At 71.2% G+C, this 25,116-nt stretch carries 18 protein-coding genes; 4 read left to right on the top strand and 14 right to left on the bottom strand.

Translation table 11 applies throughout. From position 1 onward, the window contains the following. Positions 1–8: 8 nt before the first annotated feature. From ACFXOA_RS07140 to ACFXOA_RS07105, 8 genes are all read right to left on the bottom strand, one after another. Positions 9–953, bottom strand: a complete 945-nt coding sequence (locus tag ACFXOA_RS07140; protein WP_385023477.1) for an ABC transporter permease — start codon at positions 951–953, stop codon at positions 9–11. After that, positions 946–1,875 carry an ABC transporter permease gene (locus tag ACFXOA_RS07135; protein ID WP_385023475.1) on the bottom strand — a complete coding sequence of 310 codons (930 nt, stop codon included), beginning with the start codon at positions 1,873–1,875 and terminating at the stop codon, positions 946–948. Before ACFXOA_RS07135 ends, ACFXOA_RS07140 begins: the two co-directional genes overlap by 8 nt. Positions 1,876–1,995: 120 nt before the next feature. Next, the gene (locus ACFXOA_RS07130; RefSeq protein WP_385023473.1) at positions 1,996–3,621 is read right to left on the bottom strand and encodes an ABC transporter substrate-binding protein; all 1,626 of its coding nucleotides are present in this window, start codon (positions 3,619–3,621) and stop codon (positions 1,996–1,998) included. Positions 3,622–4,066: 445 nt separating this feature from the next. Further along, positions 4,067–5,974: a translational GTPase TypA gene (typA, locus tag ACFXOA_RS07125; RefSeq protein ID WP_385023471.1), complete on the bottom strand. Its 1,908-nt coding sequence runs from the start codon at positions 5,972–5,974 to the stop codon at positions 4,067–4,069. Positions 5,975–6,425: 451 nt separating this feature from the next. Then, a complete protein-coding gene (locus ACFXOA_RS07120) occupies positions 6,426–8,741 on the bottom strand; it encodes an ABC transporter family substrate-binding protein (protein ID WP_385023469.1) in 2,316 nt (771 codons plus the stop codon). A gap of 196 nt (positions 8,742–8,937) precedes the next feature. After that, positions 8,938–9,489: an isochorismatase family protein gene (locus tag ACFXOA_RS07115; protein WP_385023467.1), complete on the bottom strand. Its 552-nt coding sequence runs from the start codon at positions 9,487–9,489 to the stop codon at positions 8,938–8,940. 106 nt (positions 9,490–9,595) lie between these two features. Further along, positions 9,596–11,026, bottom strand: a complete 1,431-nt coding sequence (locus tag ACFXOA_RS07110; protein WP_385023465.1) for an MFS transporter — start codon at positions 11,024–11,026, stop codon at positions 9,596–9,598. Continuing rightward, positions 11,023–11,499 (bottom strand): MarR family winged helix-turn-helix transcriptional regulator, encoded by a 477-nt coding sequence (locus tag ACFXOA_RS07105; RefSeq protein WP_385023463.1) that lies wholly within the window; start codon positions 11,497–11,499, stop codon positions 11,023–11,025. The genes ACFXOA_RS07110 and ACFXOA_RS07105 overlap by 4 nt, the downstream gene beginning before the upstream one ends. A 221-nt stretch (positions 11,500–11,720) precedes the next feature. On the opposite strand from ACFXOA_RS07105, the gene ACFXOA_RS07100 reads away from it, so the two are divergent. Beyond that, on the top strand, positions 11,721–13,799 hold the full coding sequence (locus ACFXOA_RS07100) for a TPM domain-containing protein (RefSeq protein ID WP_385023529.1): 2,079 nt from the start codon (positions 11,721–11,723) through the stop codon (positions 13,797–13,799). 138 nt (positions 13,800–13,937) lie between these two features. Next, positions 13,938–14,651: a PspA/IM30 family protein gene (locus ACFXOA_RS07095; RefSeq protein ID WP_385023461.1), complete on the top strand. Its 714-nt coding sequence runs from the start codon at positions 13,938–13,940 to the stop codon at positions 14,649–14,651. A gap of 250 nt (positions 14,652–14,901) precedes the next feature. Here ACFXOA_RS07095 and ACFXOA_RS07090 read toward each other — a convergent pair whose 3' ends face one another. The 6 genes from ACFXOA_RS07090 to ACFXOA_RS07065 form a co-directional block, all read right to left on the bottom strand. Next, a complete protein-coding gene (locus tag ACFXOA_RS07090) occupies positions 14,902–17,499 on the bottom strand; it encodes a SpoIIE family protein phosphatase (protein WP_385023527.1) in 2,598 nt (865 codons plus the stop codon). Positions 17,500–17,692: 193 nt separating this feature from the next. Further along, positions 17,693–18,127 carry an ATP-binding protein gene (locus ACFXOA_RS07085; RefSeq protein WP_385023459.1) on the bottom strand — a complete coding sequence of 145 codons (435 nt, stop codon included), beginning with the start codon at positions 18,125–18,127 and terminating at the stop codon, positions 17,693–17,695. Between the two features lie 380 nt (positions 18,128–18,507). After that, positions 18,508–18,903: an NUDIX domain-containing protein gene (locus tag ACFXOA_RS07080; RefSeq protein ID WP_385023457.1), complete on the bottom strand. Its 396-nt coding sequence runs from the start codon at positions 18,901–18,903 to the stop codon at positions 18,508–18,510. A 108-nt stretch (positions 18,904–19,011) separates the two neighbouring features. Then, complete coding sequence (locus ACFXOA_RS07075; protein ID WP_385023525.1) at positions 19,012–19,212, bottom strand: SPOR domain-containing protein; 201 nt, start codon at positions 19,210–19,212, stop codon at positions 19,012–19,014. Positions 19,213–19,394: 182 nt separating this feature from the next. Beyond that, positions 19,395–21,116 (bottom strand): purine-cytosine permease family protein, encoded by a 1,722-nt coding sequence (locus tag ACFXOA_RS07070; protein ID WP_385023455.1) that lies wholly within the window; start codon positions 21,114–21,116, stop codon positions 19,395–19,397. Between the two features lie 201 nt (positions 21,117–21,317). Beyond that, positions 21,318–22,070 carry a GntR family transcriptional regulator gene (locus tag ACFXOA_RS07065; RefSeq protein WP_385023453.1) on the bottom strand — a complete coding sequence of 251 codons (753 nt, stop codon included), beginning with the start codon at positions 22,068–22,070 and terminating at the stop codon, positions 21,318–21,320. A gap of 275 nt (positions 22,071–22,345) precedes the next feature. Here ACFXOA_RS07065 and ACFXOA_RS07060 point away from each other — a divergent pair, with 275 nt between their 5' ends. Together ACFXOA_RS07060 and ACFXOA_RS07055 are read left to right on the top strand one after the other, a co-directional pair. After that, positions 22,346–23,698: a glycoside hydrolase family 18 protein gene (locus ACFXOA_RS07060; protein ID WP_385023451.1), complete on the top strand. Its 1,353-nt coding sequence runs from the start codon at positions 22,346–22,348 to the stop codon at positions 23,696–23,698. Between the two features lie 147 nt (positions 23,699–23,845). Next, positions 23,846–25,108, top strand: coding sequence for a DUF2993 domain-containing protein (locus tag ACFXOA_RS07055; RefSeq protein WP_385023449.1), 1,263 nt, complete (start codon positions 23,846–23,848; stop codon positions 25,106–25,108). The last annotated feature ends 8 nt before the right edge of the window (positions 25,109–25,116 follow it).

Here is a 25,116-nt window from a genome sequence, read left to right as displayed (position 1 = left end):
CGCCTCCCTCAGCGCAGCTTGGGGTCGAGGGCGTTGCGTACCGCATCGCCGAGCATGATGAACGCCAGGACGGTGATCGACACCATGACCGACGGGATGATCAGCACGAACGCGGCGTTACGCAGCTGCTCCTGGCCGGAGGAGATGTCGACACCCCAGGACACGGTCGGTTCGGCGAGGCCGATGCCCAGGAAGGACAGGGACGCCTCGGCCGAGATGTAGCCGCCGAGCGCGATGGTCGCGACGACGATCACCGGGGCGATCGCGTTGGGCAGGATGTGCTTCATCAGGATGCGGGTGGTCGAGGCGCCGAGCGCCTTGGCCGCCATCACGTAGTCGGCCTGCTTGATCGTCAGCACCGAGCCGCGGGCGACTCGGGCGACCTGCGTCCAGCCGAGGAAGGCCAGGGCGAGGATGACGACCCAGATGTGCCGCTCCTCGAACGAGGTCAGGACGACCATCGCGCCGAGGATGAACGGGACGCCGAAGAAGATGTCGGTGACCCGGGACAGGATGGTGTCGATCCAGCCGCCGAAGTATCCGGCGAGCATGCCGACCACGGTGCCGAGGACGGTCACCAGGACGGTGACGACCACGGCGACGGTGATCGAGGCGCGGGCGCCGTAGACCACGCGGGCGTAGATCGAGCGGCCCTGGATGTCGTACCCGAACCAGTCCGGCTGGAAGAAGTTCCCCCACTTCGGCTTCTGGAGGTAGTGGTGGGCCAGGTCCGCGTAGCGCGGGTCCGCGCTGGTGAACAGGCCGGGGAATATCGCCATGATCAGTAGGAAGACGATCAGGATCGCCGAGATCACGAAGAGCGGGCTGCGCCGCAGGTCGTGCCAGGCGTCCGACCACAGGCTGCGGGCCTTGCCGACCTCGGCCGTGGGGGCCGGTACGGCGGCGATGGGCGCGGAGGCGTCCGCGGAGGTTTCCTTGAGCGTCTCAGGCATACCGGATCCTCGGGTCCAGGACCGCGTAGAGCAGGTCGACAATCAGGCTGGCGGCGAGGTACACGATGACGATCAGCGTCACGATGCCGACGACCGTGGCGCCCTCGCGGTGCCGCAGCGCGTCGAAGACGGCGGAACCGACGCCCTTGATGTTGAAGATGCCCTCGGTGATGACGGCGCCGCCGAGCAGGGAGCCGAGGTCGGTGCCGAGGAAGGTGACCACCGGGATCATCGAGTTGCGCATCAGGTGGACGCCGATGATGCGACGGCGCGGGAGGCCCTTGGCCACCGCGGTGCGCATGTAGTCCGAGCGGAGGTTCTCCGCGACCGAGGTACGGGTCAGCCGTGCCACGTACGCGAGTGACAGGGACCCGAGCACCACGGCCGGGAGGATCAGTTCGCTGGAGTTCGCCTCCAGGCTGACGTTGGGGTCGACCCAGCCGAGCTGGAAGGCGAAGAAGTACTGCCCGAGGAAGCCCAGCACGAAGGAGGGCACCGAGATGAGCAGGAGCGTGATGATGAGCAGTCCGCGGTCGCGGAGGGTGTCGGCCTTCAGGCCGGCGAAGACACCCATGGAGATACCGACGAGGACCGTGAACAGGAAGGCAAACAGGGCCAGCCGGATCGTGATCGGGAAGGACTCCGTGATGATGTCGGCCACCGGTCGCCCACTGGCGATCTGGGTACCGAAGTCACCCTGGAAGAGGCCTGTGAGGTAGTTCCAGTACTGGTGCCAGAGTGGCAGGTCGAGACCGAGGTGCTTCTTCATGGCCGCGATCTGCGCGGGGTCGACGGTCTGTTCACCGGCGAGCGCGCGCACGGGATCGCCGGGCAGCGCGTACATCATGGCGAAGACCAGCGCCGTGGAGCCGAGGAAGACCGGGATCATCTGGAGCAGTCGCCGCGCGACGTAACGCCCCATGTTTGCCTCCGATTGGGGGGAATGCAGCCCAGGGACCGCGCTCCGGATAGCGGAGCGCGGCCCCCGGGACCTACGTGCCTGTATGGGCGGGCTGATGGCCGAGTGGGCCCTCAGGCGTGGTTACTTGACCGTGACGTCCGTCATGACGTAGTCACCGCGGAAGTCGATCGACACGTTGTCGACGTTCTTGCCGTAACCGCCGTTGATCTTGTAGTTCCAGAGCGGGATCGCCGGCATCTTCTGCAGGACGAGCTTCTCCGCCTCCTGGTACGCCTTGATCGACTCGTCCAGGGTGGCCGCGTTGTCGCCCTTCTTGAACTCGGCGTCGACCGCCTTGTCCGAGAACCGGCCGTTGTTGGCCTCGGCGGTCGTGCCGTACAGCTCGCGCATGAAGTTGACGTTCAGCGGGTAGTCGGCGACCCAGCCACCGCGGTACATCGACTTGACCTGGTCGTTGTCACGAGCCTCCAGGTCGGTCTGGAAGTCCGGCTTGGCGTCCGGGATGCAGTCGACCCCGGTGGAGTTGCGGATGGACTCGCAGACCGCGGTCACCCACTCCTTGTGGCCGCCGTCGGCGTTGTACTGGATCCAGATCTTGTTGTCCGGGACACCGCCACCCTCCTTGATGAGGGCCTTGGCCTTGGTCGGGTCGAACTTGAACACGTCGGTGTCCAGGTGCTGGTTACCCGCGACGCCCGGAGGCGTGAAGCTGGTGGCGGGCTCACGGGTGCCGTTGAGCACGGTCTTGGTGATCGTGGCACGGTCGATGCCCATGGACAGACCCTGGATGACCTTCGGGTCGATGCCCTTGAAGGTCTTCGAGTAGAAGGTCGGGACCAGCGACTGGACGGCCGCGTACGGCTGGTCGACCGTGCGGTCGCCGAGGTCCTGCTTGTACTTCGGCAGGTCCTTCGGGCCGACCTGGCGGATCATGTCCAGGTTGCCGGAGAGCAGGTCCTGGTACGCGGCCTCGACGGTCGCGTAGTTCTTGAAGAGGATGCCCTTGTTCTTGGGCTTGTTCGGGCCCTGGTAGTCAGGGTTGGCCTTGACGCGGATCAGCTTCTTGTGGTCCCACTTCTCGAAGATGTAGGGACCGTTGCCGACCGGGGCCTGACCGAACGCCTTGGTGTCCTTGTAGAACACCTCGGGCAGCGGGGCGAAGGTGTAGTAGCCGAGCTTGTACTCGAAGTACGGGACCTGCTTGTCCAGCTCGATCGTGAACGTGTTGTCGTCCACGACCTTCAGGCCGGACATCTCCTGGGCCTTGGGGTCACCCTTCTCCGGGTGGACGTCCGCGTAGCCCTTGATGTCCTCGAACCAGAAGGCGTTCTGCTGGTTGTTCTTGATGTTGGCGTACCAGTTCCACGCCTTGACGTAGGACTCGGCGGTGACCGGGGTGCCGTCGTGGAACTTCCAGCCGGGCTTGAGCTTGACCGTCCAGGTCTTGTTGTCGTCCGACTTCACGGACTCCGCGTTCGTGTAGACGATCTTGCCTTCGCCGTCGAACTCGAGCAGCTGGGTGAAGACGGCCTGGATGACGTAGCTGCCCAGCGACTCGTTGGTGTCGGCCGGGATCAGCGGCTTCTGCGGCTCACCGACGTCGACGGAGACGTAGCCCGCGGGCTTGCCCTTCTCCTTCGAAGCAGAGTTGCTGCTGTCGTCGCTGTCGCCCCCGCCACAGGCGGTCGCGGCCAGGGCGATGATTGCCGCTCCCGCGACCCACTTGGCGCTCTTGGCACCGCGCATGGGTTTCCTCCTCATGAGTCCACTTTTGACTTCAAGCAGGGCACTGGAGAGATCCACCGACACCCCTGACGGCGATCGTTTTCAGTGCCCCGAGTGTGCTCGTGAGTCCGCACTCCCCACAGTGCGACGACCCATTGACCCGAGCTCAACGGAGCCAACTATTAAGGAACCCCGGGCTGTAAACCACACTTAAAGGGTCTCGGTTTGACAACATCAGGTTGGCCCTGTTGCCCGAAATCCGGACAAAGTGATCCCAGACAGACACGCCCGAAACGGACTGTTAACACATGTTCCGGAGAGCGCTGCCCGATATCCGGACACGTCGGTCAGGAAATCACGTTGACGAAAGGCCCGGCCCCCCACAGTGTCCGCGGGGGGCCGGGCCTCGTGTCAATGGCTCGTACAGGCGGTTGACGGGGCCCTCAGGCCCCGCTCAGGGCCGGTCTCAGCCGTGCTTCGCGCGCGAGGCCGAGCGGCCGCGCTCCTTCTGGTCCAGGACGACCTTGCGGATGCGGATCGCCTCCGGGGTCACCTCGACGCACTCGTCGTCGCGGCAGAACTCCAGGGACTGCTCCAGGGAGAGCTTGCGCGGCGGGACGATCGCCTCGAACGAGTCGGCCGACGAGGACCGCATGTTCGTGAGCTTCTTCTCCTTGGTGATGTTCACGTCCATGTCGTCGGCGCGGGAGTTCTCGCCGACGATCATGCCCTCGTACACCTCGGTGCCGGGGTCGGTGAACAGCACGCCGCGCTCCTGGAGGTTCGTCATCGCGAACCCGGTGACGGCGCCGGCGCGGTCGGCGACCAGCGAACCGTTGTTACGGGTCGTCAGCGTGCCGAACCACGGCTCGTGGCCCTCGTGGATGGAGTGGGCGATGCCCGTACCGCGGGTGTTCGTGAGGAACTCGGTACGGAAGCCGATGAGGCCGCGGGAGGGCACCACGAACTCCATGCGGACCCAGCCGGAGCCGTGGTTCGACATGTTGTCCATACGGCCCTTGCGGACGCCCATGAGCTGCGTGACGGCGCCCATGTGCTCCTCGGGGACGTCGACCGTGAGGCGCTCGACGGGCTCGTGGGTCTTGCCGTCGACCTGCTTGGTGACGACCTGCGGCTTGCCGATGGTCAGCTCGAAGCCCTCGCGGCGCATCTGCTCGACCAGGATGGCGAGCGCGAGCTCACCACGGCCCTGGACCTCCCAGGCGTCGGGGCGCTCGGTGTCCAGGACCCGGAGGCTGACGTTACCGATCAGCTCGCGGTCCAGACGGTCCTTGACCTGGCGGGCGGTGACCTTGCGGTCCTTGACGCCCGACTTGGCTGCGGCGCCCTTGCCGGTGCCGCCACGGCCGACCAGCGGCGAGGTGTTGGTGCCGATGGTCATGGAGATGGCCGGCTGGTCCACCGTGATCAGCGGGAGCGCGATCGGGTTCTCCGGGTCGGCCAGCGTCTCGCCGATCATGATGTCCGGGATACCGGCGACGGCGCAGATGTCACCGGGGCCCGCGTACTCGGCGGGCTTGCGGGTGAGCGCCTCGGTCATCAGCAGCTCGGTGATGCGCACGCTGGAGATCGTGCCGTCGCGCTTGATCCAGGCGACCGTCTGGCCCTTGCGCAGCTCGCCCTGCTCGACACGGCAGAGCGCGATGCGGCCGAGGAAGTTGTCGGCGTCGAGGTTGGTGACGTGGGCCTGCAGCGGGGCGTCCTCGTCGTACTCGGGGGCCGGGACCGCGGAGAGGATCGTCGAGAAGAACGGCTCCAGGCTGTCGCTGTCGGCCGGGACGGTGCCGTCCTCGGGCTTGGTCAGCGAGGCGACGCCGTCACGGGCGCACGCGTAGACGATCGGGAACTCGATCTGGTCCTCGTCGGCGTCCAGGTCCAGGAAGAGGTCGTACGTCTCGTCGATGACCTCGGCGATGCGGGAGTCCGGGCGGTCCGTCTTGTTGATGCAGAGGATGACCGGCAGCTTGGCCGTCAGCGCCTTGCGCAGGACGAAGCGGGTCTGCGGCAGCGGGCCCTCGGAGGCGTCGACGAGCAGGACGACCGCGTCCACCATCGACAGACCGCGCTCGACCTCGCCGCCGAAGTCGGCGTGGCCGGGGGTGTCGATGATGTTGATCGTGATGGGGTCCCCGCCGTCCTTGGGGTGATACTTCACCGCCGTGTTCTTGGCGAGGATCGTGATGCCCTTCTCACGCTCCAGGTCGTTCGAGTCCATCATGCGGTCGTCGAGCGACTCGGCGGCGTGCGCGGCGAAGGAGCCGGCCTGCTTGAGCATGGCGTCGACCAGCGTGGTCTTGCCGTGGTCGACGTGGGCGACAATGGCTACGTTACGGATGTCGTGGCGCGTGGGCATGGGTGGCTTGCGCTTCTCTCGGATCGTGGGATCAGGCGTCTCAGTCGGTCTTCGAGTCCTCGTACGCCCGCCGGGCGGCACGCCACGGCTAGTCCCATCGTACGGGCCCGGCGAGTGCGGGGCTTCCCGGCCCGGTCTCGGGGGCCTCGGCACCGCAACAATTCAGCCTGTGTCCATCTGCTCATGAGGTGCCGGCCGGCGGACCGGACGGCTGCGGCGGATCCGGGACCGCCGGCCGGCCGGCGGCCTCCGGGATCCGGTGCGCGGTGCGGCCGGGAGGGCGCGGACGGGCGGCTGCCGCCGTGTACCGCCATGGGGCGGCGCGGCGCGTTTCGGGGGGTGTGGGGTGAGGAAGGGGCCCGGGTCTGGGCGGACAACACCTTGCCCGCCGGGGGCTCCGGCGGGCAAGGGAGTTGAGCTGTATCTGAGCTTCCGGCAGAGCCGTGACCTGCTACTTCTCCCGATTCGCGGGGGAACCTGCCGCTTGGTGGCCGGTGAAGCCGATGTCCTGGTAGCGCGGTGAGGCGAAGCCGAAGGCGCCGACGTTCGCCAGCTTCTTGTCGACGGCGACCAGCTGCGGCCGCTGGTAGAGCGGGATCGATCCCGCGGCCGCCCAGATCCGCGCGTCGGCCTGCTTGAGCAGGTTCCTGGAGGCTTCGGCGTCGAGCTCGGCCACCGCCCTGTCGAAGAGCTGGTCGATGTGGTCCGACCCGACCCGCGTGTAGTTCTGCTCCACGAGCAGGGAGCCGTCGGTGGCGGGCTCGGGCTTGGCGAAGATCGGGCGGCCGTCCGTGGCCGGGAAGGCGGTGGCGGGCCACGAGTAGAGGGCCATGTCGTAGGCCCCGGACGCGATGTGGTCCTTGAAGTAGCTCTCGTCGTCGACCTTGGTGATCTGGGTGCTGATGCCGATCGAGTCGAGCATCGCGACGATCCGGTCCCCGACGGCGCGCAGCGACTGCGACCCCGGGCCCGAAGGCAGGACGAAGCGGAGCGTCAGGGGCTTGCCGTCCTTGCCCAGGCGGGTCTTGGCGGAACCCGCGGCGGGGGCCACGGTACCGGCGGGGGCGTAGGCGCCGGCGGGGGCGCCGGGCTTCTTCTCCTGGGCCGTGACCTCGGCGTCACCGGCCGGACGCTCGCCCGGCTTGTCGTCGCCGACGATGTAGGTCCCCTCGTCGCGCGCGGCCTTGTCGTCCTTCTCCTGCTTGTCGGCCTCCTCCTTCTCGGAGCCGGAGGCCTTCTCGGAGCCGGCCTTCGTGGAGCCGGAGGGGCTCGGGGAGCCGGAGGGGCTCGGGGAGCCGGAGGGGCTCGGGGAGCCGGAGGGGCTCGGGGAATTCTTCGCCCCGTCCTTCCCGGTCTTCTCCGCCTCGCTGCCGGCCTTGACGTCCTCGGTCCTGCGGAGCGCGCCGCCCGGGGTCCATCCGGCGTCGGCGAGGAGTGCCCGCGCCTCCTTGGGGTCGCGGTCGCCCAGCGCGCCGCTGCCGTCCCTGTAGCCGGGCTGGCCGGCCAGGGCGAGGTGACTGCCCGGCGGCTTCGCGGGCAGGCCGAGCGGCTTGAGCACCGTGTCGGCGAGCTCCTGCCGGTCCAGGGTCCGGGCGATCGCGCGGCGCACCCGGTCGTCGGAGAGGGGTCCCGACTCACCGTTCATCGCGAGCTGCGTGTAGGCGGGCTCCAGCGACTTGCGTACGGCGAACGCGCTCAGTGCCTTCTGATCGGCGGCGTACACCGCGATGGCTTCCTGGTTCTTCCTGCGGGCCGCCCTGGCGGTCTCCGCGGCGTCCTCGTCCGAGCCGTGGGCCAGCGCCCAGGACCTCAGGGCGGATGCCGGTGTGGTATCGGCCCCGGGGCCGTGGGCGGGCGGCTGACCGTTGCCGCCGCGGTAGCGGGCCGCGAGGGTGACGCTGTGCGCCGCCGCGGCGTCGATGTCGGCGACGTCCAACGTGCCCTCGGTCAGCGCCTCGGTGCGGTCCTCCGGCTTCACGGCGCGGAACACCAGGGATTCGAGCTTCGCCCTGTCGCCCCACCACCGGGGGTTGCGGTCCAGTACGACCGTGCCCTTGGCCTTGCTCACGCTGCGCAGCCTGAACGGGCCCGCGGTGTTCTTGATGGTGGTCCTCGCACCGTCGTTGAAGGTGCCGGGGGAACCGGTCACCTCCTTCGGGTACAGCGGGGAGAAGAGCGAGCGCCAGTCGGCGTACGGCTTCGAGAAGGTGACGCGGACCTGAAGGTCGTCCTTGCCCCGCTCGATCTTCTCGATCCGCTCGTATCCGGCGTTGCGCGCGGTCCAGAAGGCCGAGTCCTTGCCGCTCAGCGCCCGCCACTGGGCCACGAAGTCGGGGGCTCCGATCTCCCGGCCGTCGCTCCACACCGCCTGCTGGTTGAGCTTGTAGAGGACGACCTGCTTGGGCTCCTGCTCGATGACCTTCGCGGACTCCAGGTAGTCGGGGTTCAGCGTGGGCTCGCCCCGTTCGTCCAGGGGGAACAGGGAGGGCAGCAGGGCGCCGGTGATACGGGTCGTCGCGCTGTCCGCGTCGGCCTGGTAGGCGTTGAGGGTCGCGGGGACCGCGTCGATCGCCCAGTCGAGCGTGGATCCCTCGGCGATCCGGTCCCGGGGGGCCGGGGCGATGTCCTGCCGGACGGCCACCGGTGCGGGTCCCTCGCTGTCCGAGGAGCAGCCCGCCAGGACCGGGATCGTGAGCACGCCTGTCGCCAGGAGTGCGACCGAGCGGCGCTTTCGGGCCGTCCCGCTGGGGACGCCGACGTGGGCCATGGCTGATACCTCCGGGGCCGGCCCGGTCCACCCCGTACCGGAATGGACCGGATGATGCGTTCTGGTGGCATTTGCAGTTGATCAGATTGATCCGCTGATCCACTGAACGCATCTGTGCGCGCGGGGGGACGGAGGCACGGCCGGTGGGACCGCACACGTCACCCGTGCGGCCCCCGGGCCTGCGGCCCTGTGGTGATCAGCCCAGCAGCTTGACGATCGCGTCGGTGGTGTCGGTCTCCCCGAGCCTCGGGAAGATCTTCTCGACGCTGTTGCGGTGGGCGTCCGCGTCCATGTCGGTGACGGCGTCGGTGGCGACGGTGACGTGGTAGCCGTGTTCGTGGGCGGCGCGGGCGGTGGACTCGACGCCGATGCTGGTCGCGATGCCGGTCACCACGACCTGGGTGATGCCGCGACGGCGCAGTTCGAGGTCGAGCGCGGTGCCGTGGAAGGCACCCCACTGCTGCTTGGTGACGACGGTGTCTCCGTCGCGCGGGCCGACCTCGGGGACGAGGTCGGCCCAGTCGGCGGCGGGCTGCCCGGAGCGGGCGGGGCCCTCGGTGCGGCCGGGGGCCCCACCGGTGACCCGGACCAGGAAGACCGGGAGGCCCTTGGCCCGGAACGCCTCGGCAAGGGTCGCCGAGCGGGCGACCACGTCGGCCGACGGGTGGGCGGTCGGCAGCGCGACGATGCCCTTCTGCAGGTCGACGACGACGAGCGCGGTCCTGGGGTCCAGGGTGGTGGCGGTCATGTGCGTACTCCTTGAGGTGCTGTCGATCAGGTGCATCCGCGCGGGGCGCGGCGGAACAGGGGGTCGGAAGCGCCCCGCGCCGGGCGCGGGGCGGGGTCGAGTCAGGTCAGGTACGCGCGCCCAGGGCGCGGTCGGTGACGGTGAGGACGGTCAGCGCGACGGCCAGGACGACCGAGACCGCCGCCATCAGGTGCAGTCCGGCGTCGCTCGCCGCGTCCGCGTAGGCCAGGGCGATCAGGCTGGACGCCGTGATGGCGCCGATGTACTGGGCGGTGCGCTGGAGCCCGGCGGCGGCTCCGATGCCCTCCGGCGGCGCGTACGCCTGAACGGCCGCCTGGTTGCTCGTCCCGATCAGCCCCTGCGGGGCGCCGAAGCAGGCTCCGGCGAGCATCAGGACGGCCGTCGGGGTGTCGTCCGCGAGGAACAGCAGCAGGCCCGCGCCGACGGCGAGCAGGAGGGACGCCGTCACCAGCGGCCCGCGCAGGCTCCTCGTACGGGCCCCGAGCAGCGAGCAGACGAGCGCGGTGACGGACATCGGCAGCATCAGCAGGCCCGCCTGGCCCGAGGAGAAGCCGCGCGCCTCCTCCAGCCACTGGGTGAAGCCGTACATCACGCAGTAGACGAGCAGATAGCCGAGCCCGTGGCGGGCGTACGTGCGGAGCAGCGGTCCGTTGCCGGCCAGCATCCTGAGGTCTATGAACGGCCGCGGGGCGCGCAGCTGCCAGCGGACGAGCACGGCCGTCAGTACGGCGAACGGGGCGAGCAGCCACCACCGCGGCTCGGCGAGGTCGAGCAGGAAGAAGGCCAGCACCGTCAGCGCGGTGGTGAACAGGCCGATGCCCAGGGGGTCCAGGGAGAGCTTCGGCGGGCTCCCCGCCGGGGTGCCGCCGCGCGGTGGGTCGGCGGGGACCCAGAGCAGAGCGGCTCCCAGGGCGAGCAGCGCGACCGGCACGTTGACGGCGAAGATGCCGCGCCACCCGACGACGGACACGAGGAGTCCGCCGAGTGCGGGGCCGACGGCGGCACTGCCGAGACCGGCGAAGGAGAGCCGGGCGAGCACGGGGCGCGGGGTGGGGCGGCCGAGCCGTGCCGACTCGTCCCGCAGGACGGCCATGGCGGCCGGGTAGGCGGCCGATGTGCCGATGCCGAGCAGGATCCGGGAGACGATGAGCGTGCCGAACCCGGGGGCCAGGGCGCCGACCAGGCCGGATGCGATCACCACGACCAGGCCGCCCAGGAAGACCCGGCGGGGGCCCAGGGTGTCGGCCAGCTTGCCGAGGACCGGCTGGGCGACGGCGCTGGCCAGATAGAGCACGGAGATGAGCCAGGCGGTGTCGGCCGCCCCGATGCCGAACGAGTGCCCGATGGCCACCAGGGCGGTGGAGATCATCGTGGTGTTCAGCGGGTTGAGGAGTGAGCCCATCAGCAGCGGCGCGGTGAGCCGTGCGCCGAATCCCCGGTCCTCATTCCCCGGGGCCGCGGTCTCCCGGGGGAGACCTGCCGTCGCCTCCGCCGGCTCGGTGGCGGACCGGGTCACCGCTCGACCAGACGGCCGATGAGCTCGACGGCCTCGGCGAGGGTGCGGCGCTCGGCGCCGTCGAGCTCCGCGGCGATCGTCTCGGCGAGCCAGTTCCGCTTGGCGGCCCGCACCCCGGCGAGGGTGGTGCTGCCCTCCTCGGTGACCGAGACGACCGACTTGCGGCCGTCGGCGGGGTCGGGGGCGCGGGTGACGAACCCCTGGCTCTCCAGGGCGCCGAGCGTCAGCCTCATCGACTGGGGCCGGACCAGCTCGGCCCGGGCCAGCGCCGCCGTGGTCGCGGGGCCGCCGTCCTGGAGCCGGGCGAGGACCGAACGCTGGGAGGGGGTGAGCAGGCTGTCCGCCGAGGAGCTGCGCAGCCGCCTGAGCAGCATCCCGACCACGGCCGCGAGATCGGCGGCCACGCTCTCCGCGCCGGGTTCGGCGGGGGACGGCGCTCGGAGGGGTGCGGGGCCCCGGGAGGATTCGGACATGCCTCCACCATAAAGATGGACAGGGCACCTTGCAAGATGACCTGTTCATTCCCCGGTGGAGCCGCACGGCGTGCGGAGCGGCACCGCCTCGGCCGGGCGGCCCCGACCCCCGCGCCAGGGCCGCCCCGCCACCGGTGGCATCCTGATGGCGACCCCGGTAGCGGGGGGACAGGAGCGGACATAGCCTCCGATATGTGACGCCGCCTGCGAGCCGTACCGGGATGTCCCGGCTTCCGATACCCGGCAGGGTCCTCGTCGCCGCGCTGGTGGCGCTCTTCTGGACGTCACCGGCGGGCGGCCACACCGCCCGCGCCGAAGACCCCGTCCCGCTCTCCCGGGAGGGGCAGGTCACCGACCGGGTGGATGCGCTGGGGGACCGTGGGGCACAGGTCGAGAACGCTCTCGACCGGCTGTACGAGGAGCGCCGGGTCCAGCTGTTCGTGGCGTACGTGCGTGACTTCTCCGGCCGCGACGCACAGACCTGGGCGGACGAGACCGCGAACCGCAACGGCCTCGGCCAGGACGACGTACTGCTGGCGGTGGCCACGCACGACCGCCGGTACGCCTACTCCGTGGACCGCGGTTCGCGGCTCACCGACGCCCAGCTCCTGGACGTGGCGACCACGGCGATCGAACCGGCCCTGCGGCAGAACGACTGGGCGGGAGCCGCGATCGGCGCCGCCGACGGCTACGCGGCGGTGCTCGCCGGCGAACCCGTCCCGGCCCCCGCGGTCACCCCCGGCCCGGCCGACCCGGGCGGCGGTGGGGGCGGCGCCCCGGCCGGCCTGCTGCTGCCGGTGGCGGTGCTCGTCGTCGCGGCGGCCGCGGCCGTGTTCGCCTTCACCCGCCGCAGACGGCGCACCGCGACCAGGACCACCCCGGCCGCCGCGGGGTGGGGCGGCGGGACCGGCGACCGGGCGGAACCGCTCGTCCCGCTGCCGGAGCTGGACGCACGCGCGAAGACCTGCCTGGTCGACACCGACGACGCCGTACGCACCAGCGACGAGGAGCTCGGTTTCGCCACCGCGCAGTTCGGTGAGGAGACGGCCGCGCCCTTCGCCGAGGCGGTCCGGTACGCCGGGTCCGAGCTGACGGAGGCCTTCCGGCTCAGGCAGCAGCTCGACGACGCCTACCCGGAGGACGACGCGACGAGGCGCCGGATGCTCGACGAGATCATCAGCCGCTGCACGGACGCGGACGCCCGCCTGGACGCGGTGTCCGAGGACTTCGACCGCCTGCGCGCCCTCGAACAGAACGCCCCGCAGGCCGTGACGACGGCGGAGGCCGCTCTCCGGGACCTGGCCACACGCGTCTCTGCCGCCGAGACGGACCTGGCCGGGATGCGCGAGCGGTACGCGGAGCAGGCGGTGGCCCCCTCGGCCGGTGACGTCGAGCAGGCCACGGACCGACTGGCTTTCGCGGCCTCCGCGCTCCGCCAGGCGCGAGAGGCCGTGGACGGCGGGGACACCGCGGGCGCGGCCGTCTGCGTACGGGCGGCCGAGGGGGCGATCGGGCAGGTGACCACACTCGTCGAGGGCGTCGGCCGCCGGGCCGGCGAGCTGGCCGAGGCGGCGGACGGACTGCCGGGCGCGCTGACCGGGACGGAGACGGATCTGGCCGACGCCCGAGGACTGCTCAGCGGCACACCGCAGGAGGTGCCGGCCGCCGGCCTGCGCGGCCGGGTGGCACGCGCCGAGGCGGTGGTCGGCGACGTGCGGAGGGAGATCGCCGCCGGCCCCTACGACCCCGTCGACGCGCTGCGCCGGGTGGAGGAGGCCGACGCGGCGCTCGACGAGGCGCTGGCGGACGCCCGCGAGCAGGAGCAGGGCGGCCGGCGGGCTCATGCCCTGCTCGACCAGGCGATGCTCACCGCCCGGTCCGCGATCGGCGCGGCGGCCGACTTCGTCGCCACCAACCGGGGAGCGGTCGGCAGCCAGGCGCGCACCCGCCTCGCGGAGGCGCAGCGGCGGTGGGAGCGGGCGGGGCAGCTGTCGGAGGCGAACGACCCGCAGGGGGCGCTGGCCGAGGCCCAGCAGGCCGACGCCCTGGCCACGCAGGCCCGGAGCCTCGCCGAACAGGACGTACGCGCATTCCACGACCGGAGCGGTTTCGGCGGCCCGCGCGGCGGGAGCGGAGGCGCGGTGCTGGGCGGCATCCTCCTCGGCGGGCTGCTGGGCGGAGGCCGGAAAGGCGGCACGGGAGGCGGCTTCGGTGGGGGGTTCGGCGGAGGTTTCGGGGGGCCGGGGAGCTTCGGCGGCGGTGGGACACGCGGCCGGAGGGGCGGTGGCGGCCGCTTCTGACGCGCCCGGCCGGGCCACCCGGGTCGAACGCCGGGTCACTCCGGTTCAACGGTTTCCACGGCCCGTCCCCCTGTCCCCCACAGCCCGCTTCCCCGCGGCCCGTTTCCCCACCACGGATCACCCACAAGGAGAGCTGTCATGACCAAGCAGACCGTCCTCGGCCGTGTCACCCAGCTGGCGCGGGCCAACATCAACGCGCTGCTGGACCAGGCCGAGGATCCGCAGAAGATGCTGGACCAGCTGATCCGCGACTACACGGACAACATCGCGGAGGCCGAGCAGGCGGTCGCCGCCACCATCGGCAGCCTCCGGCTGCTGGAGGAGGACCACCGCGAGGACGTGGACGCGGCCCGGGAGTGGGGCCGGAAGGCACTCGCCGCCAGCCGGAAGGCCGACGAGCTGCGGGCGGCGGGCGCGGGCGCCGAGGCCGACACCTTCGACAATCTCGCGAAGGTGGCGCTGGGGCGGCAGCTCCGGTCGGAGCAGGAGGCCAGGACGGCCGAGCCGACGATCGCCGCGCAGACGGTGGTGGTGGACAAGCTGAAGTCGGGCCTGGACCGGATGAAGGACAAGCTGACCCAGCTGAGGTCCAAGCGCGACGAGCTGGTCGCGCGCTCCGCATCCGCCCAGGCGCAGAACCGGATGATGGACGCCGTCAAGAGCATCGACGTGATGGACCCGACGAGCGAACTCGGCCGCTTCGAGGAGAAGGTGCGGCGCGAGGAGGCCAGGGCGGTGGGCAAGCAGGAGCTGGCGGCGTCGTCGCTGGACGCGCAGTTCGAGCAGCTGGACAGTCTCGGGGACAGCGCCGAGATCGAGGCGAGGCTCGCCGCCCTGAAGTCCGCCTCCTGACGGCCCCGCACGGGCCCCCGGGTCCGCCCGCGGATACGTCACCCGGCACGAGCCGCCCAGGGGCGCTGCCCGGCACGGACCGGCACGGCCCCACTCACGGCCGTCCGCCCCGCAGACCGCTGCCTGACGGCACTCCGCGCAGGGCGTCCCGGGACAGCGGGCCGACGCGGCACCACGCGCGCGCCGCCCCGGGACCGCCCTCGGAGGGGCCCGTACGAGCACGGGCACCCCCGCCCGGACGGCCGTCACGTCAGTACATGCTGAGCAGCTGCTCCACGGAGAGCTCCGGTGCGGGTTCCCCGTCGGGCAGCGCCAGCTCGAACCAGACCGTCTTGCCACGTGGGGTGCGCCGCGCCCCCCAGGCCGCGCTGAGCAGTCCGACCAGCTGCAGTCCGCGCCCGCCCTCGTCCGTGTCGCGGGCGCGGCGGCGCCGGGGCTGGACGAGGCCGGCGTCCCACACCTCGCAGACGAGGGTGCGGTCGCGGAGCAGCCTGAGCCTGATCTCGCCCTCGCCGTAGCGCAGGGCGTTGGTGACGAGCTCGCTGACCAGGAGTTCGGTGGTGTCCACCAGGTCGTCCAGGTCCCAGGAGAGGAGCTGGGCCCGGGCCAGCTCCCTCGCCCGGGCGACGGAACGCAGCTCACGCGGCAGCCGCCAGTCCCCCACCGCATCCGGTGCCAGGCCCTGGATCCTCGCCATCAGCAGGGCGATGTCGTCCTCGCCGTGGCGGGTGTCGAGAGTCGTCAGCACGTGGTCGCAGACGTCCTCGAGCGGCTGGGACGGCTCGGCGAGGGCCTGCCGGAAGGCGTCGAGCCCTTCGTCCAGCGGATGGTCGCGCGACTCCACCAGTCCGTCGGTGTAGAGCGCGAGGAGTGCCCCCTCCTTGAGCTCCACCTCGACCTCCTCGAAGGGCTCGCCGCCGACGCCGAGGGGCATGCCGGGGGGCACGTCGAGCAGCATCGCGGGCTCCCCGGGCTCGGCCACCACCGGGGGGAGGTGGCCGGCGTTGGCGAAGGTGCACCGCCGGGTGACCGGGTCGTAGACCGCGTACACACAGGTCGCCAGGTAGACCTCGGACAGATCCGCCTCACGGGACTTGTGGGCGGCCCGGGCGGGCCACTGGGCTCCGCCGCCCCCGCCGAAGCCCTCGCTGTGCTCACCGCCGCCCGGATTGCCGAGCCCGCGTGCGACCTCGTCCAGGGCGGACAGCACCTCGGCGGGCTCGAGGTCCAGGAGCGCCAGCGTGCGTACGGCGGTGCGCAGTTCACCCATGGCGACGGCCGCGCGCAGTCCGCGGCCCATCACGTCGCCGACGACCAGGGCCGTACGGTGCCCGGGGAGTTCGATCACGTCGAACCAGTCGCCGCCGACCTCGGTCGCCGTGTTGCCCGGGAGGTAGCGGCAGGCGATGTCGAGCCCGGCGGCCTCGGGGTCTCCCGGCGGGAGCAGCGAACGCTGGAGGATCAGCGCGCGTTCGTGCTCCCTGCGGTAGAGGCGGGCGTTGTCGATGCAGACGGCGGCGCGCGCGGCGAGTTCGGTGGCCAGTGCACGGTCCCGCTCGCCGAAGGGCTCGCTCCCCTTGGCGCGGGAGAACTGGACGAGACCGACGACGACGTCGTGCGCGACCATCGGCACGGCGAGGGTGGAGTGGACGAAGCCGCGCTCGTCCCCCGGGACGTCCTCGGCCCGCCCGGAGCGCAGGGCGGCGGCGCAGGGCGAGTGGAAGGGGTAGCGGTGGACGGAACCGAGGGCGGGCGGGCCGGTGTCGCCGCCGGGTTCCGGGTCGCCGCCGGATTCCGTGTCGTCGCCGGTCCTGGCACCGGGGATCACTCCGGGGAGGGCGTCGGACACCGCGCTGGCGTGGGCGACCCTGCGCAGCTCCGCCGAGCCCGCGCCGGATTCGTGGTGTCCGCCCCAACTCGAGGGCGAGGCCTCCTCGCCGGTGAGGAGCCCCTGGTAGAGGTCGACGGAGGCGAGGTCGCAGAATCCGGGTACGGCGACGTCGAGGAGTTCGCGGGCCGTGGTCTCCAGGTCCAGGGAGTTGCCGATCCGCGCGCTGGCCTCGTTGAGGAGGGCGAGGTTGCGGCGGGCGCTGGCCGCCTCGCGTGCGGCGATGTGCCGTTGGGTGACGTCGGTCGCGAGCCCGGCGATGCCGATCGGCCGTCCGGATCCGCTGTGCACCCGGTAGAGGTTCATCGACCAGTGACGGCGGCCCGGCGCACCGGGCGGGGTGCCCACGAGCTGGAGGTCGGTGACCGCGTCGCCGGTCCGCAGGACGCGTTCGAGGGTGGCCGTGAGGCGCTCCGCCTCGGAGGGGGCCAGGTAGTCGCCCACCGTGCGGCCACGATGGTCGTCCACCTCGCCGCCGAAGACGGTGGCGAACCGCTTGTTGGCGCGTACGACGGTGAAGTCCGTCCCGAAGAGCACGAAACCGAACGGAGACTGGCCGAAAATAGCCTGTGAGGCCGCGAGATCCGTCTCGATGAGCCGCAGGGCCCTGACGTCGACGACGATGCAGAGGGCAGCCCGCTCCCCCGATCCCGTCTCGCTCGGCATCACGTAGATCTCGGCGAGTCCGCGGACCGCGCCGTCCCCGGGGATGCGGAACGGGACGAGTCCCGTCCACTCCTTGCCGTCGAGGATCTCGCCGATCCGCAGATGGGCCTCGGGGCGCAGCTCGGCGGGCATGAACGCCTCCACCGGGTCCTTGCCCACGACCTCGTCCGACGCCATGCCGAAGAGCGCCGCGGCCCGCCGGCTCCACTGCTCGATCAGCCCGTCGGGCCCGATCGAGAATGAGGCGACCCTGATGTAGTCATAGATCGAGCCGGGCGGGCTGCTCTGCCACACGACGCCGCCCGCCGTCCCAGGTATCTCGCTCACGCGACCGTCCCCTCCAGCTCACACACCGGACCGGTCCTGCCCGCAGTATTCAGCACCACGGGCCTCATCGGCACGGCGTTCACGATCACAGCACGGTCTCAGTCCCTTTCAGCCAGGTCCTGCCCGACCTCCGGTGATCGCTGTGCGTCCCTCCACACTCCTAACCAGGTGGGGCGAGCTCGAACCACACCGTCTTGCCCCTCTTTCCGCGCCGGGTCCCCCAGCGGCGTGCGGAACGAGCCACGAGCTGCAGGCCACGGCCGCTCTCGTCGTCGGGTCCGGCCATGCGTTCGGTGGGCGGATCCGGAACCGGATCGGAGACTTCCACGACCAGCCCCCGCGCCTCGGCCCCCGCCCAGGGGCCACCGTCCGGGTGCGGGCGCAGCAGACGGACGCCGATGGGGCCGGAGGCGTACCGCAGGGAGTTGGTCACCAGCTCACTCACGAGCAGTACGGCGAGATCGCCCGACGCGGGCTCGATCCCCCATCGGCGCGCCACCTCCCCGACGGCGTGCCGGGCTTCGCGCACGGAACCCGGCACCGCCGGAAAGGTCCACTCGGCACTGTCGCCTTCGGCATCGGTCACGCCGGTCACTTCCCGGGGTCGGCTGGGCGGCACCCTACGGCAAGGGCGCATTCGCGACATACCCGATAGGGCGCGCACCTTATCGCTCACCGGGACGTGTGGTGCGATCGGGCGCACATCCGGCATATCGCCGTCCGGGTTCGGAGGCGCGGGCGACGGGTCTCACCCGCCCGCGGTGGGGAGCCCGGCTCCGAAGCGGGCGCCGCTCCCGCCCTCAGGGTGCGGGCGGAACCCCCGTCCGGCGGGTGGAGCGGAATCCGGCCGACCGCCCCGAAGGGCCGGCGGCGTCCGGGGCGGGACGCGCCCGGCAGACGTCCGGGGCGAGCGGCGGCCCACCCGGCAGCGTCCGGGGCGGGGGCCCACCCTGCGGGTGGCGCCGCCCCGGGTGTTCACCTCAGTTCGCCCGCGTCCCTCAGGTCGTCGAAGAGGAGCTGGTCCACGGGCGGGACCCGGTCGCGGTCGGCGTAGGAGAACCAGGACATCTCCTCGATCTCACTGCTGGGGGCCAGCTCGCCTTCGTACGCGGCGGTGTAGCAGGCCATCCGCACCAGGGCACCCTCCGGGAGCCCCGGCCCGCCCGCCTCGTACGTGCCCACATGGCGCGCGGTGCCCGGATCGAGGGCCACGGTGAGCTCCTCCTCGATCTCGCGCACCAGGGTGTCGACGTCCTCCTCGGCGCCTTCACGCTTGCCGCCGGGGATGTAGAAGACGTCCTTCCCCCGCGGCCGTGCGCACAGGATCCGGCCGTCCTCGATCCGCACCCAGGCCACCGTGTCGATCAGCACAGCGGTGCCCCTCCCTCTCGTCCGGAAACTGGCCGAAAGGGACACTACCGGGCGCGCGTCACCCCAGGGGCCGCGCGCCCGGTGGAGCCGCCGGACCCCGGACACCCCTCAGGGGCGTGCGCCCCGGCTCGTGCGCTCCACCCAGTAGAGCTGCTTGTGCCCGTGGCGGTCCAGGCCGTCCGCGATCTTCTGTGCCTCGTCCTGCGTCGCATAGCGGCCGACGCGGTACCGGTTGCCGTTGTCGTCCTGTCTGATCACCAGCCAGGGGAGCACTGCGCCGCTGTCCGTCATCGCATCCCTCCCCAGCATCTCGCCCCTCTCCCCACTGGTGTGCACGTCTCTAAGGATCCCCAGGAAACCGCAGTACGCATATGCCCGAGCGTACGCCTGACCTTCACTCAGCGGATGCGTGTTTACACAAAGAGATACGCATCCGGCCACACCAAAGGGGGCGCACTCTCCCGAATGCGCCCCCATCACCCTCCGTCCGTTCAGCCGGCCGGTGGCCGGACGGTGGGCATGGGCATCAGCACGGGACCGGCCGCGGGCGCCTTGCGGCAGGCGTCGCCGCAGTCCGCGTCGAGGGAGCAGCACAGGGAGCAGATCGGCCCCGACTGCACCGGGCAGTCCGCGATGTCCGGCAGTTCGTAGCCGGTCTCGCACACGGTGCAGGTGTGCGTGGCGGTGATGTCGGCGATCTCGACGTCCGGACCGTTCACCGGGTTGGGGCGCGCCAGGTAGTACTTCCCCTTGGTCAGCCAGGCGATCAACGGGCAGAGGACCAGGGAGAGTCCGGCGGCGATGAAGGTGGAGAACGCCTCGGCGTAGGTGCCGAACAGTCCGAAGAAGGCCAGGATCGACACGGTCGACGCGATCACCATCGCCCCGAAACCTGCCGGGTTGACCGCGTAGAGGTAGGCGCGCTTGAACTCGATGTAGCGGGGGCTGAGCCCGATGCGCTTGTTGATGACCAGGTCGGCGGCGACGGCCGCGATCCAGGCGATGCCCACGTTGGAGTAGAAGCCCAGCAGCTTGTTGAGGGCCGCGAACATGTTCATCTCCATCAGCGTCAGCGCGATGGCGAGGTTGAGGAAGATGTACCAGACCCGGCCGGGGTGCTTGTGCGTGATCCGGGAGAAGAAGTTCGACCAGGACAGGGATCCGCTGTAGGCGTTGGTCACGTTGATCTTGATCTGGGAGACGATCACGAAGACCGCCGCGGCCGGGAGGGCGAAGGAACCGAGCCAGGGCTTCAGGGCCTCGATCTGCGGCGCGATGGGCTCCAGCGCGTGCGTCTTGCCGACCGCCTCCAGCGCGACGAAGGCGAGGAAGGCGCCGCCCAGCTGCTTCGCGGCACCGATGATGACCCAGCCGGGACCGGCGGCCAGCACGGCGAGGTTCCAACGGCGCCTGTTGGCCTCGGTCTTGGCCGGCATGAAGCGCAGGTAGTCGGCCTGTTCGCCGATCTGGGCGATGAGCGAGAGCGCCACGCCCGTACCGAGCCCGAAGGCGACCCAGGAGAAGCCGGGGCTCGCACCCTCCGTGCCGGTGAACGACCCGAAGGCGCCCCAGGAGTCGGGCGCCTCGAAGGCGAGGACCACGAAGGGCAGCACCATGCCGATGATCCACACCGGCTGCGTCCACGCCTGCACCTTGGCCAGTGCGCCCATGCCCCGGAACACGATCGGGATGACGATCAGCGTGGTGACCAGGTAGCCGATCTCGACCGGCAGCCCGACCGCCTGGTGCATGGCCTGCGCCATGATCGAGCCTTCGAGCGCGAAGAAGATGAAGGTGAAGGACGCGTAGATCAATGAGGTCAGCGTGGAGCCGAAGTAGCCGAAGCCCGCGCCCCGGGTGACCAGGTCCATGTCCAGGCCGTACTTGGCGCAGGCGCGCGCGATCGGGATGCCGGTCAGGAAGATGATCGCGGCCGCGGTGAGGATGGAGGCGAATCCGCTGGTGAAGCCGTAGGTGAAGACGATGGACGCGCCGATGGCGAAGTCGGCCAGGTACGCGATGCCGCCGAGCGCCGTGCCCGCCACCATCGAGGGGGACCAACGCCGGAACGAGTGCGGCGCGTAACGGAGCGAGTAGTCCTCGCGGCTCTCGTCGGCCGCGAGCTTGGCGTAACTGCGGCGGGGCAGCTCCGGGCCGCCCTGCGGCTCCTGGAGCGGCGCCTCGCCCGCCTTGGGCGTTGCGATGTCCGTCATCGGTGACTTCCCGTCCGTCGGTCCGGTGTGCGTGACGAACGGGAAGGTAGAACCGGGACATGACAAGTCGTGACGGCGCGGCGTTGCCCGCGGGTTACGCAGAGCGCGGAGGTGTTAATTCCGGATCACCGGGGGCGGACAGCCTGTCGCGCCCAGCGGTCACCGCAGCCGTCCCACCTGTCACCACGGCACCAACGGCGGTCAGCGAACCGGCAGATGGTAGGCAATCCGGTAGCGGTCGGCGGGGACGACGACGTCGGCCGTCTCGACCGCCCGCCCCGAGGCGTAGTACGTCCGGGCGATCACCATCACGACGTGCCCCGGCACGCCGCCCAGCGCCAGGAGCTCCTCCGCCAGCCCCGGGCGGGCCCCGACCTCCTCGACCACGTTGTCCACCACGACGTCGATCGCCGCCATCCGGTCGACCACCCCGCACCCGCTGAGCGGTCCCTCCTCGGGGAGCATCACCGGCGTGCGTCCCGTGACGGCCAGGGGCTCCCAGGAGGTGGAGATCATCATCGGCTCACCCGCGTCCCTGAAGACGTACCTCGTGCGCATCACCCGGTCCCCCGGCTCGATCCCGAGCCGCTCGGCGACCTCGGCGCTCGCACCCTCCTGCTCGCTGCGGGACTCCCAGGTCCCCCGCGCGCCATCCGCCGTCTGCTCCTGACGGAAGGGGCTGGCCCCCGCCTCGGGCCGGTAACCGGAGCGGGCGATCCTGCGCGGGACCGGGCGCGCGCGCACATAGGTGCCCGAGCCCGAGCGCCCTTCGACGAGCCCCTCGGCCATCAGCACCTTGCGCGCCTCCAGCGCCACGGTGTCCGAGACCCCGTACTCCTCGCGGATGCGCGCCTGCGACGGCAGGCGCGTGTGAGGCGGCAGCGCGCCGTTGACGATCTTCTCCCTGAGATCGCTCGCCACGCGCAGATAGGCGGGCTGCTCACCGAAAGGCACAGGCCACTCCCAACAGGTTGACAGACAGCAACAGCCTCGCAACCGTGGGTTGAGAACCGCAAGCAGAGGCCAGGGTTTCACTCGAAGTGATGATTCCCCGCCCACCTGCGCATACCTGATCCCGGTTCGCGTCACACACCTCCGGACCCTTGACCACTTTTGGTCCAGACCAATACCTTCCTGTGCACAGCACGGCTCCCGTTGATCTTCCGCTCCCGGGCACCCCGGCCGGCCATACCCGGGCCTGCCCAGGACCACGCACAGGAACGAGCCCCATGCGCCGAAGAACCCTGACCGGACTGACCACCGCCGCCTGCGCCCTCACCCTGCTGGCCGGTCTCGCGCCCGCCGCCTCGGCCGGCCCCGCGGGCCACGGCCCGGGTCACCACGACCGCTCGTACCGGACCGTCGGATACTTCACCCAATGGGGCGTCTACGGACGCGACTTCCAGGTCAAGGACCTGGACACCAGCGGGACGGCGGCCAAGCTCAGCCACATCAACTACGCCTTCGGCAACGTCAGCGCCGAGGGGAAGTGCTTCACGGGCAACGTGCCCGGCGAGGCGGACGCCTGGGCGGACTACGCCCGTCCGCTGGACGCCGCGGGATCGGTGGACGGCGTGGCCGACACCGACAGCCAGCCCCTCGCGGGCAACTTCAACCAGCTCCGCGAGCTCAAGGCCGCCCACCCGGGCCTCAAGGTGATGATCTCCCTGGGCGGCTGGAGCTGGTCCACCCACTTCTCCGACGCGGCGCGCACCGCCGAGTCCCGCAAGGCGCTCGTCTCCTCCTGCATCGACCTGTACATCAAGGGCAACCTGCCGGTGGACGGCGCCCGCGGGGGCGACGGCGCGGCGGCCGGGCTCTTCGACGGCATCGACCTCGACTGGGAGTGGCCGGGATCGGCGGGCGACACGGACACCGTGTACCGCCCCGAGGACAAGCGGAACTTCACGGCCCTGGTGCACGAGTTCCGCACCCAGCTGGACGCGTACGCGAAGAGCAGCCGGAAGGGCTGGGCCAAGCCGAAGCACTACGAGCTCTCGGCCTTCGTCCCCACGGCACCCGCGAAGATCGACGCGGGCTTCGACGTACCGCGCATCATGCGGGACTTCGACTTCGTCAACCTCCAGGGCTACGACTTCCACGTATCCGGAGAGGCGACGACCGCCCAGCAGTCCGCGCTCTTCGCCAAGGGTGACTTCAGCGTGGACCAGACCGTCCGCGACTGGGTCCGGCGCGGTGCGCCGGCCCGCAAGCTGGTGATGGGCATGCCGTTCTACGGGCAGGGCTGGACCGGTGTCACCGGCGGCGGCGACGGGCTCGGACAGCCCGCGGCCGGACCGGCCCCGGCGACCTGGGCGGCCGGCTACGAGGACTACAAGGCCCTCAGGAAGCTGGCCGAGTCCGGTGCGTACAAGGTGCACCGGGACACCAGGAACGGCCATGCCTGGCTCTTCGACGGCACGACGCTGTGGACGTACGACGATCCGCAGGTGCTGCGCGCCAAGACCTCGTACATCCGTGAACGCGGCCTGGGCGGTGCGATGTTCTGGTCGCTCGACGGCGACACGGACGACGGCGAGCTGATGACGGCGGTCGACCGCGGGCTGAGCGGGCGGCGCTGACGGACCGCCTGACGGACCGCCTGACGGACCGGGTGGGGCCGCCTCGCTGCCGCGGGGCGGCCCCACCCGTGCCCAAGATCGTGAGTTGGGTCGCATCCGGCCGGTCCGGATTGCGGTCGGGGCACGTCGTCGTGTTCGGATGAGGTGATGCACACTCCCCGCCACTTCGATGCGCACCATGACCCCGACAGCCGTTCCACCGCGCCCCGCGACCCCTACGAGGAGCTCGGGGCCCTAACCGGCGACCCGCAGGGCGGGTCCCCAGGGCTGGAGGGGCCCGGCCACCGGTGGTCGGGCCGCTCCCGCCGGGTGGCCCGCCGCGCGGCCCGGCGCGAGGGAGTAGGCGAGGGCCGCCGCGAACGGGGGCCCGAGGGGCGGCGGTGGTGGCGCCTCAGCGGACTGTCACGTGCCGCGAAGACCGTGGTCGCCCTGGCCGTGCTCACCGCCTTCCTGGCCCTGGCCGACCGCTGGGCGGTGCTGTACGCCGAGGGGAAGGCGGCCGACGCCATCGAGAAGCAGCTGGATCTGGCCGCGGCACCCGAGGTGGAGATCGGAGGCTTCCCCTTCGTCGACCAGCTCGCCGAGAAGAAGTTCGACTCGGTCCGGGTGACCGTGCCCGACGTGTCGGCCGGCCGGGTCTCGCTGCAGAAGGTGTCGGCCACCGCCCACGACGTCCGGCTGGACGCGGACGGTCTCACCTCCGTGCACGGTGCGGACATACCCGAACTGCAGGGTGACGTCCTGCTCTCCTTCGACGACCTGAGCCGCGAGCTGGGGTCGTCCCAGATCACCTTCCGCGGGGACGGCGGGGACAAGGTCAGGGCCGGCGGCACCCTGCCGGTGGCCGGGCAGGACCTGCGGGTGCACGCCGAGGCCACGGTCACGCAGCAGGCCGAGCGGGGGATCGCCACCGACATCGGCAACATGCGTCTGGACATCGGCGACCTGGCCACGTACCGCCCCGGCACCCGGGCCTCGGAGGGCCTCCATCTGACCCGCGAGGCGGCCGCCGGTCTCGCCCACGAGGACGGCGAGGCGAAGTCGCTGCTGTCGGTCCCCTCGATCGCCGAGCGGCTGGGCGTGCCGGAAGGGGCGGCCCGTGAGGGTCTCGCCGACGACGGGAAGCTGGCCGAACTGACCGGCTCCCCGCACTTCGCCCGGGAGGCGCGGAACCTCGACCTGATCGACCTGGCCGAGGACGACCCCGAGGTGCTCAGCGCGCTGGGCATCTCCCCCGACCTGCTCGACGCGCTCTCCCGGCTCACCCGTCCGGTCCTCGCGGACAAGCTGTCCTTGGCCTTCCAGCTGCCGGAGCCCCCGCACGGGGACATCCGGCTGCGGGACGTCAGGGTCGAGGACGACGGCATCCGGGTACGGCTCTCGGGCGCGGGGCTGAGCGTGGGGAGCTGACCGTGTAC

This window comes from Streptomyces sp. NPDC059166 (assembly GCF_042755185.1).
In the GTDB taxonomy this organism is placed as follows: domain Bacteria; phylum Actinomycetota; class Actinomycetes; order Streptomycetales; family Streptomycetaceae; genus Streptomyces.
This window is presented reverse-complemented; position numbering and strand designations above follow the sequence as displayed.

Coding starts and splice junctions, on each gene's coding strand:
- ACFXOA_RS07140 (WP_385023477.1), bottom strand. CDS start 953: ATGCCTGAGACGCTCAAGGAAACCTCCGCGGACGCCTCCGCGCCCATC.
- ACFXOA_RS07135 (WP_385023475.1), bottom strand. CDS start 1,875: ATGGGGCGTTACGTCGCGCGGCGACTGCTCCAGATGATCCCGGTCTTC.
- ACFXOA_RS07130 (WP_385023473.1), bottom strand. CDS start 3,621: ATGCGCGGTGCCAAGAGCGCCAAGTGGGTCGCGGGAGCGGCAATCATC.
- typA (WP_385023471.1), bottom strand. CDS start 5,974: ATGCCCACGCGCCACGACATCCGTAACGTAGCCATTGTCGCCCACGTC.
- ACFXOA_RS07120 (WP_385023469.1), bottom strand. CDS start 8,741: ATGGCCCACGTCGGCGTCCCCAGCGGGACGGCCCGAAAGCGCCGCTCG.
- ACFXOA_RS07115 (WP_385023467.1), bottom strand. CDS start 9,489: ATGACCGCCACCACCCTGGACCCCAGGACCGCGCTCGTCGTCGTCGAC.
- ACFXOA_RS07105 (WP_385023463.1), bottom strand. CDS start 11,499: ATGTCCGAATCCTCCCGGGGCCCCGCACCCCTCCGAGCGCCGTCCCCC.
- ACFXOA_RS07100 (WP_385023529.1), top strand. CDS start 11,721: ATGTCCCGGCTTCCGATACCCGGCAGGGTCCTCGTCGCCGCGCTGGTG.
- ACFXOA_RS07095 (WP_385023461.1), top strand. CDS start 13,938: ATGACCAAGCAGACCGTCCTCGGCCGTGTCACCCAGCTGGCGCGGGCC.
- ACFXOA_RS07075 (WP_385023525.1), bottom strand. CDS start 19,212: ATGCTGGGGAGGGATGCGATGACGGACAGCGGCGCAGTGCTCCCCTGG.
- ACFXOA_RS07070 (WP_385023455.1), bottom strand. CDS start 21,116: ATGACGGACATCGCAACGCCCAAGGCGGGCGAGGCGCCGCTCCAGGAG.
- ACFXOA_RS07060 (WP_385023451.1), top strand. CDS start 22,346: ATGCGCCGAAGAACCCTGACCGGACTGACCACCGCCGCCTGCGCCCTC.
- ACFXOA_RS07055 (WP_385023449.1), top strand. CDS start 23,846: ATGCACACTCCCCGCCACTTCGATGCGCACCATGACCCCGACAGCCGT.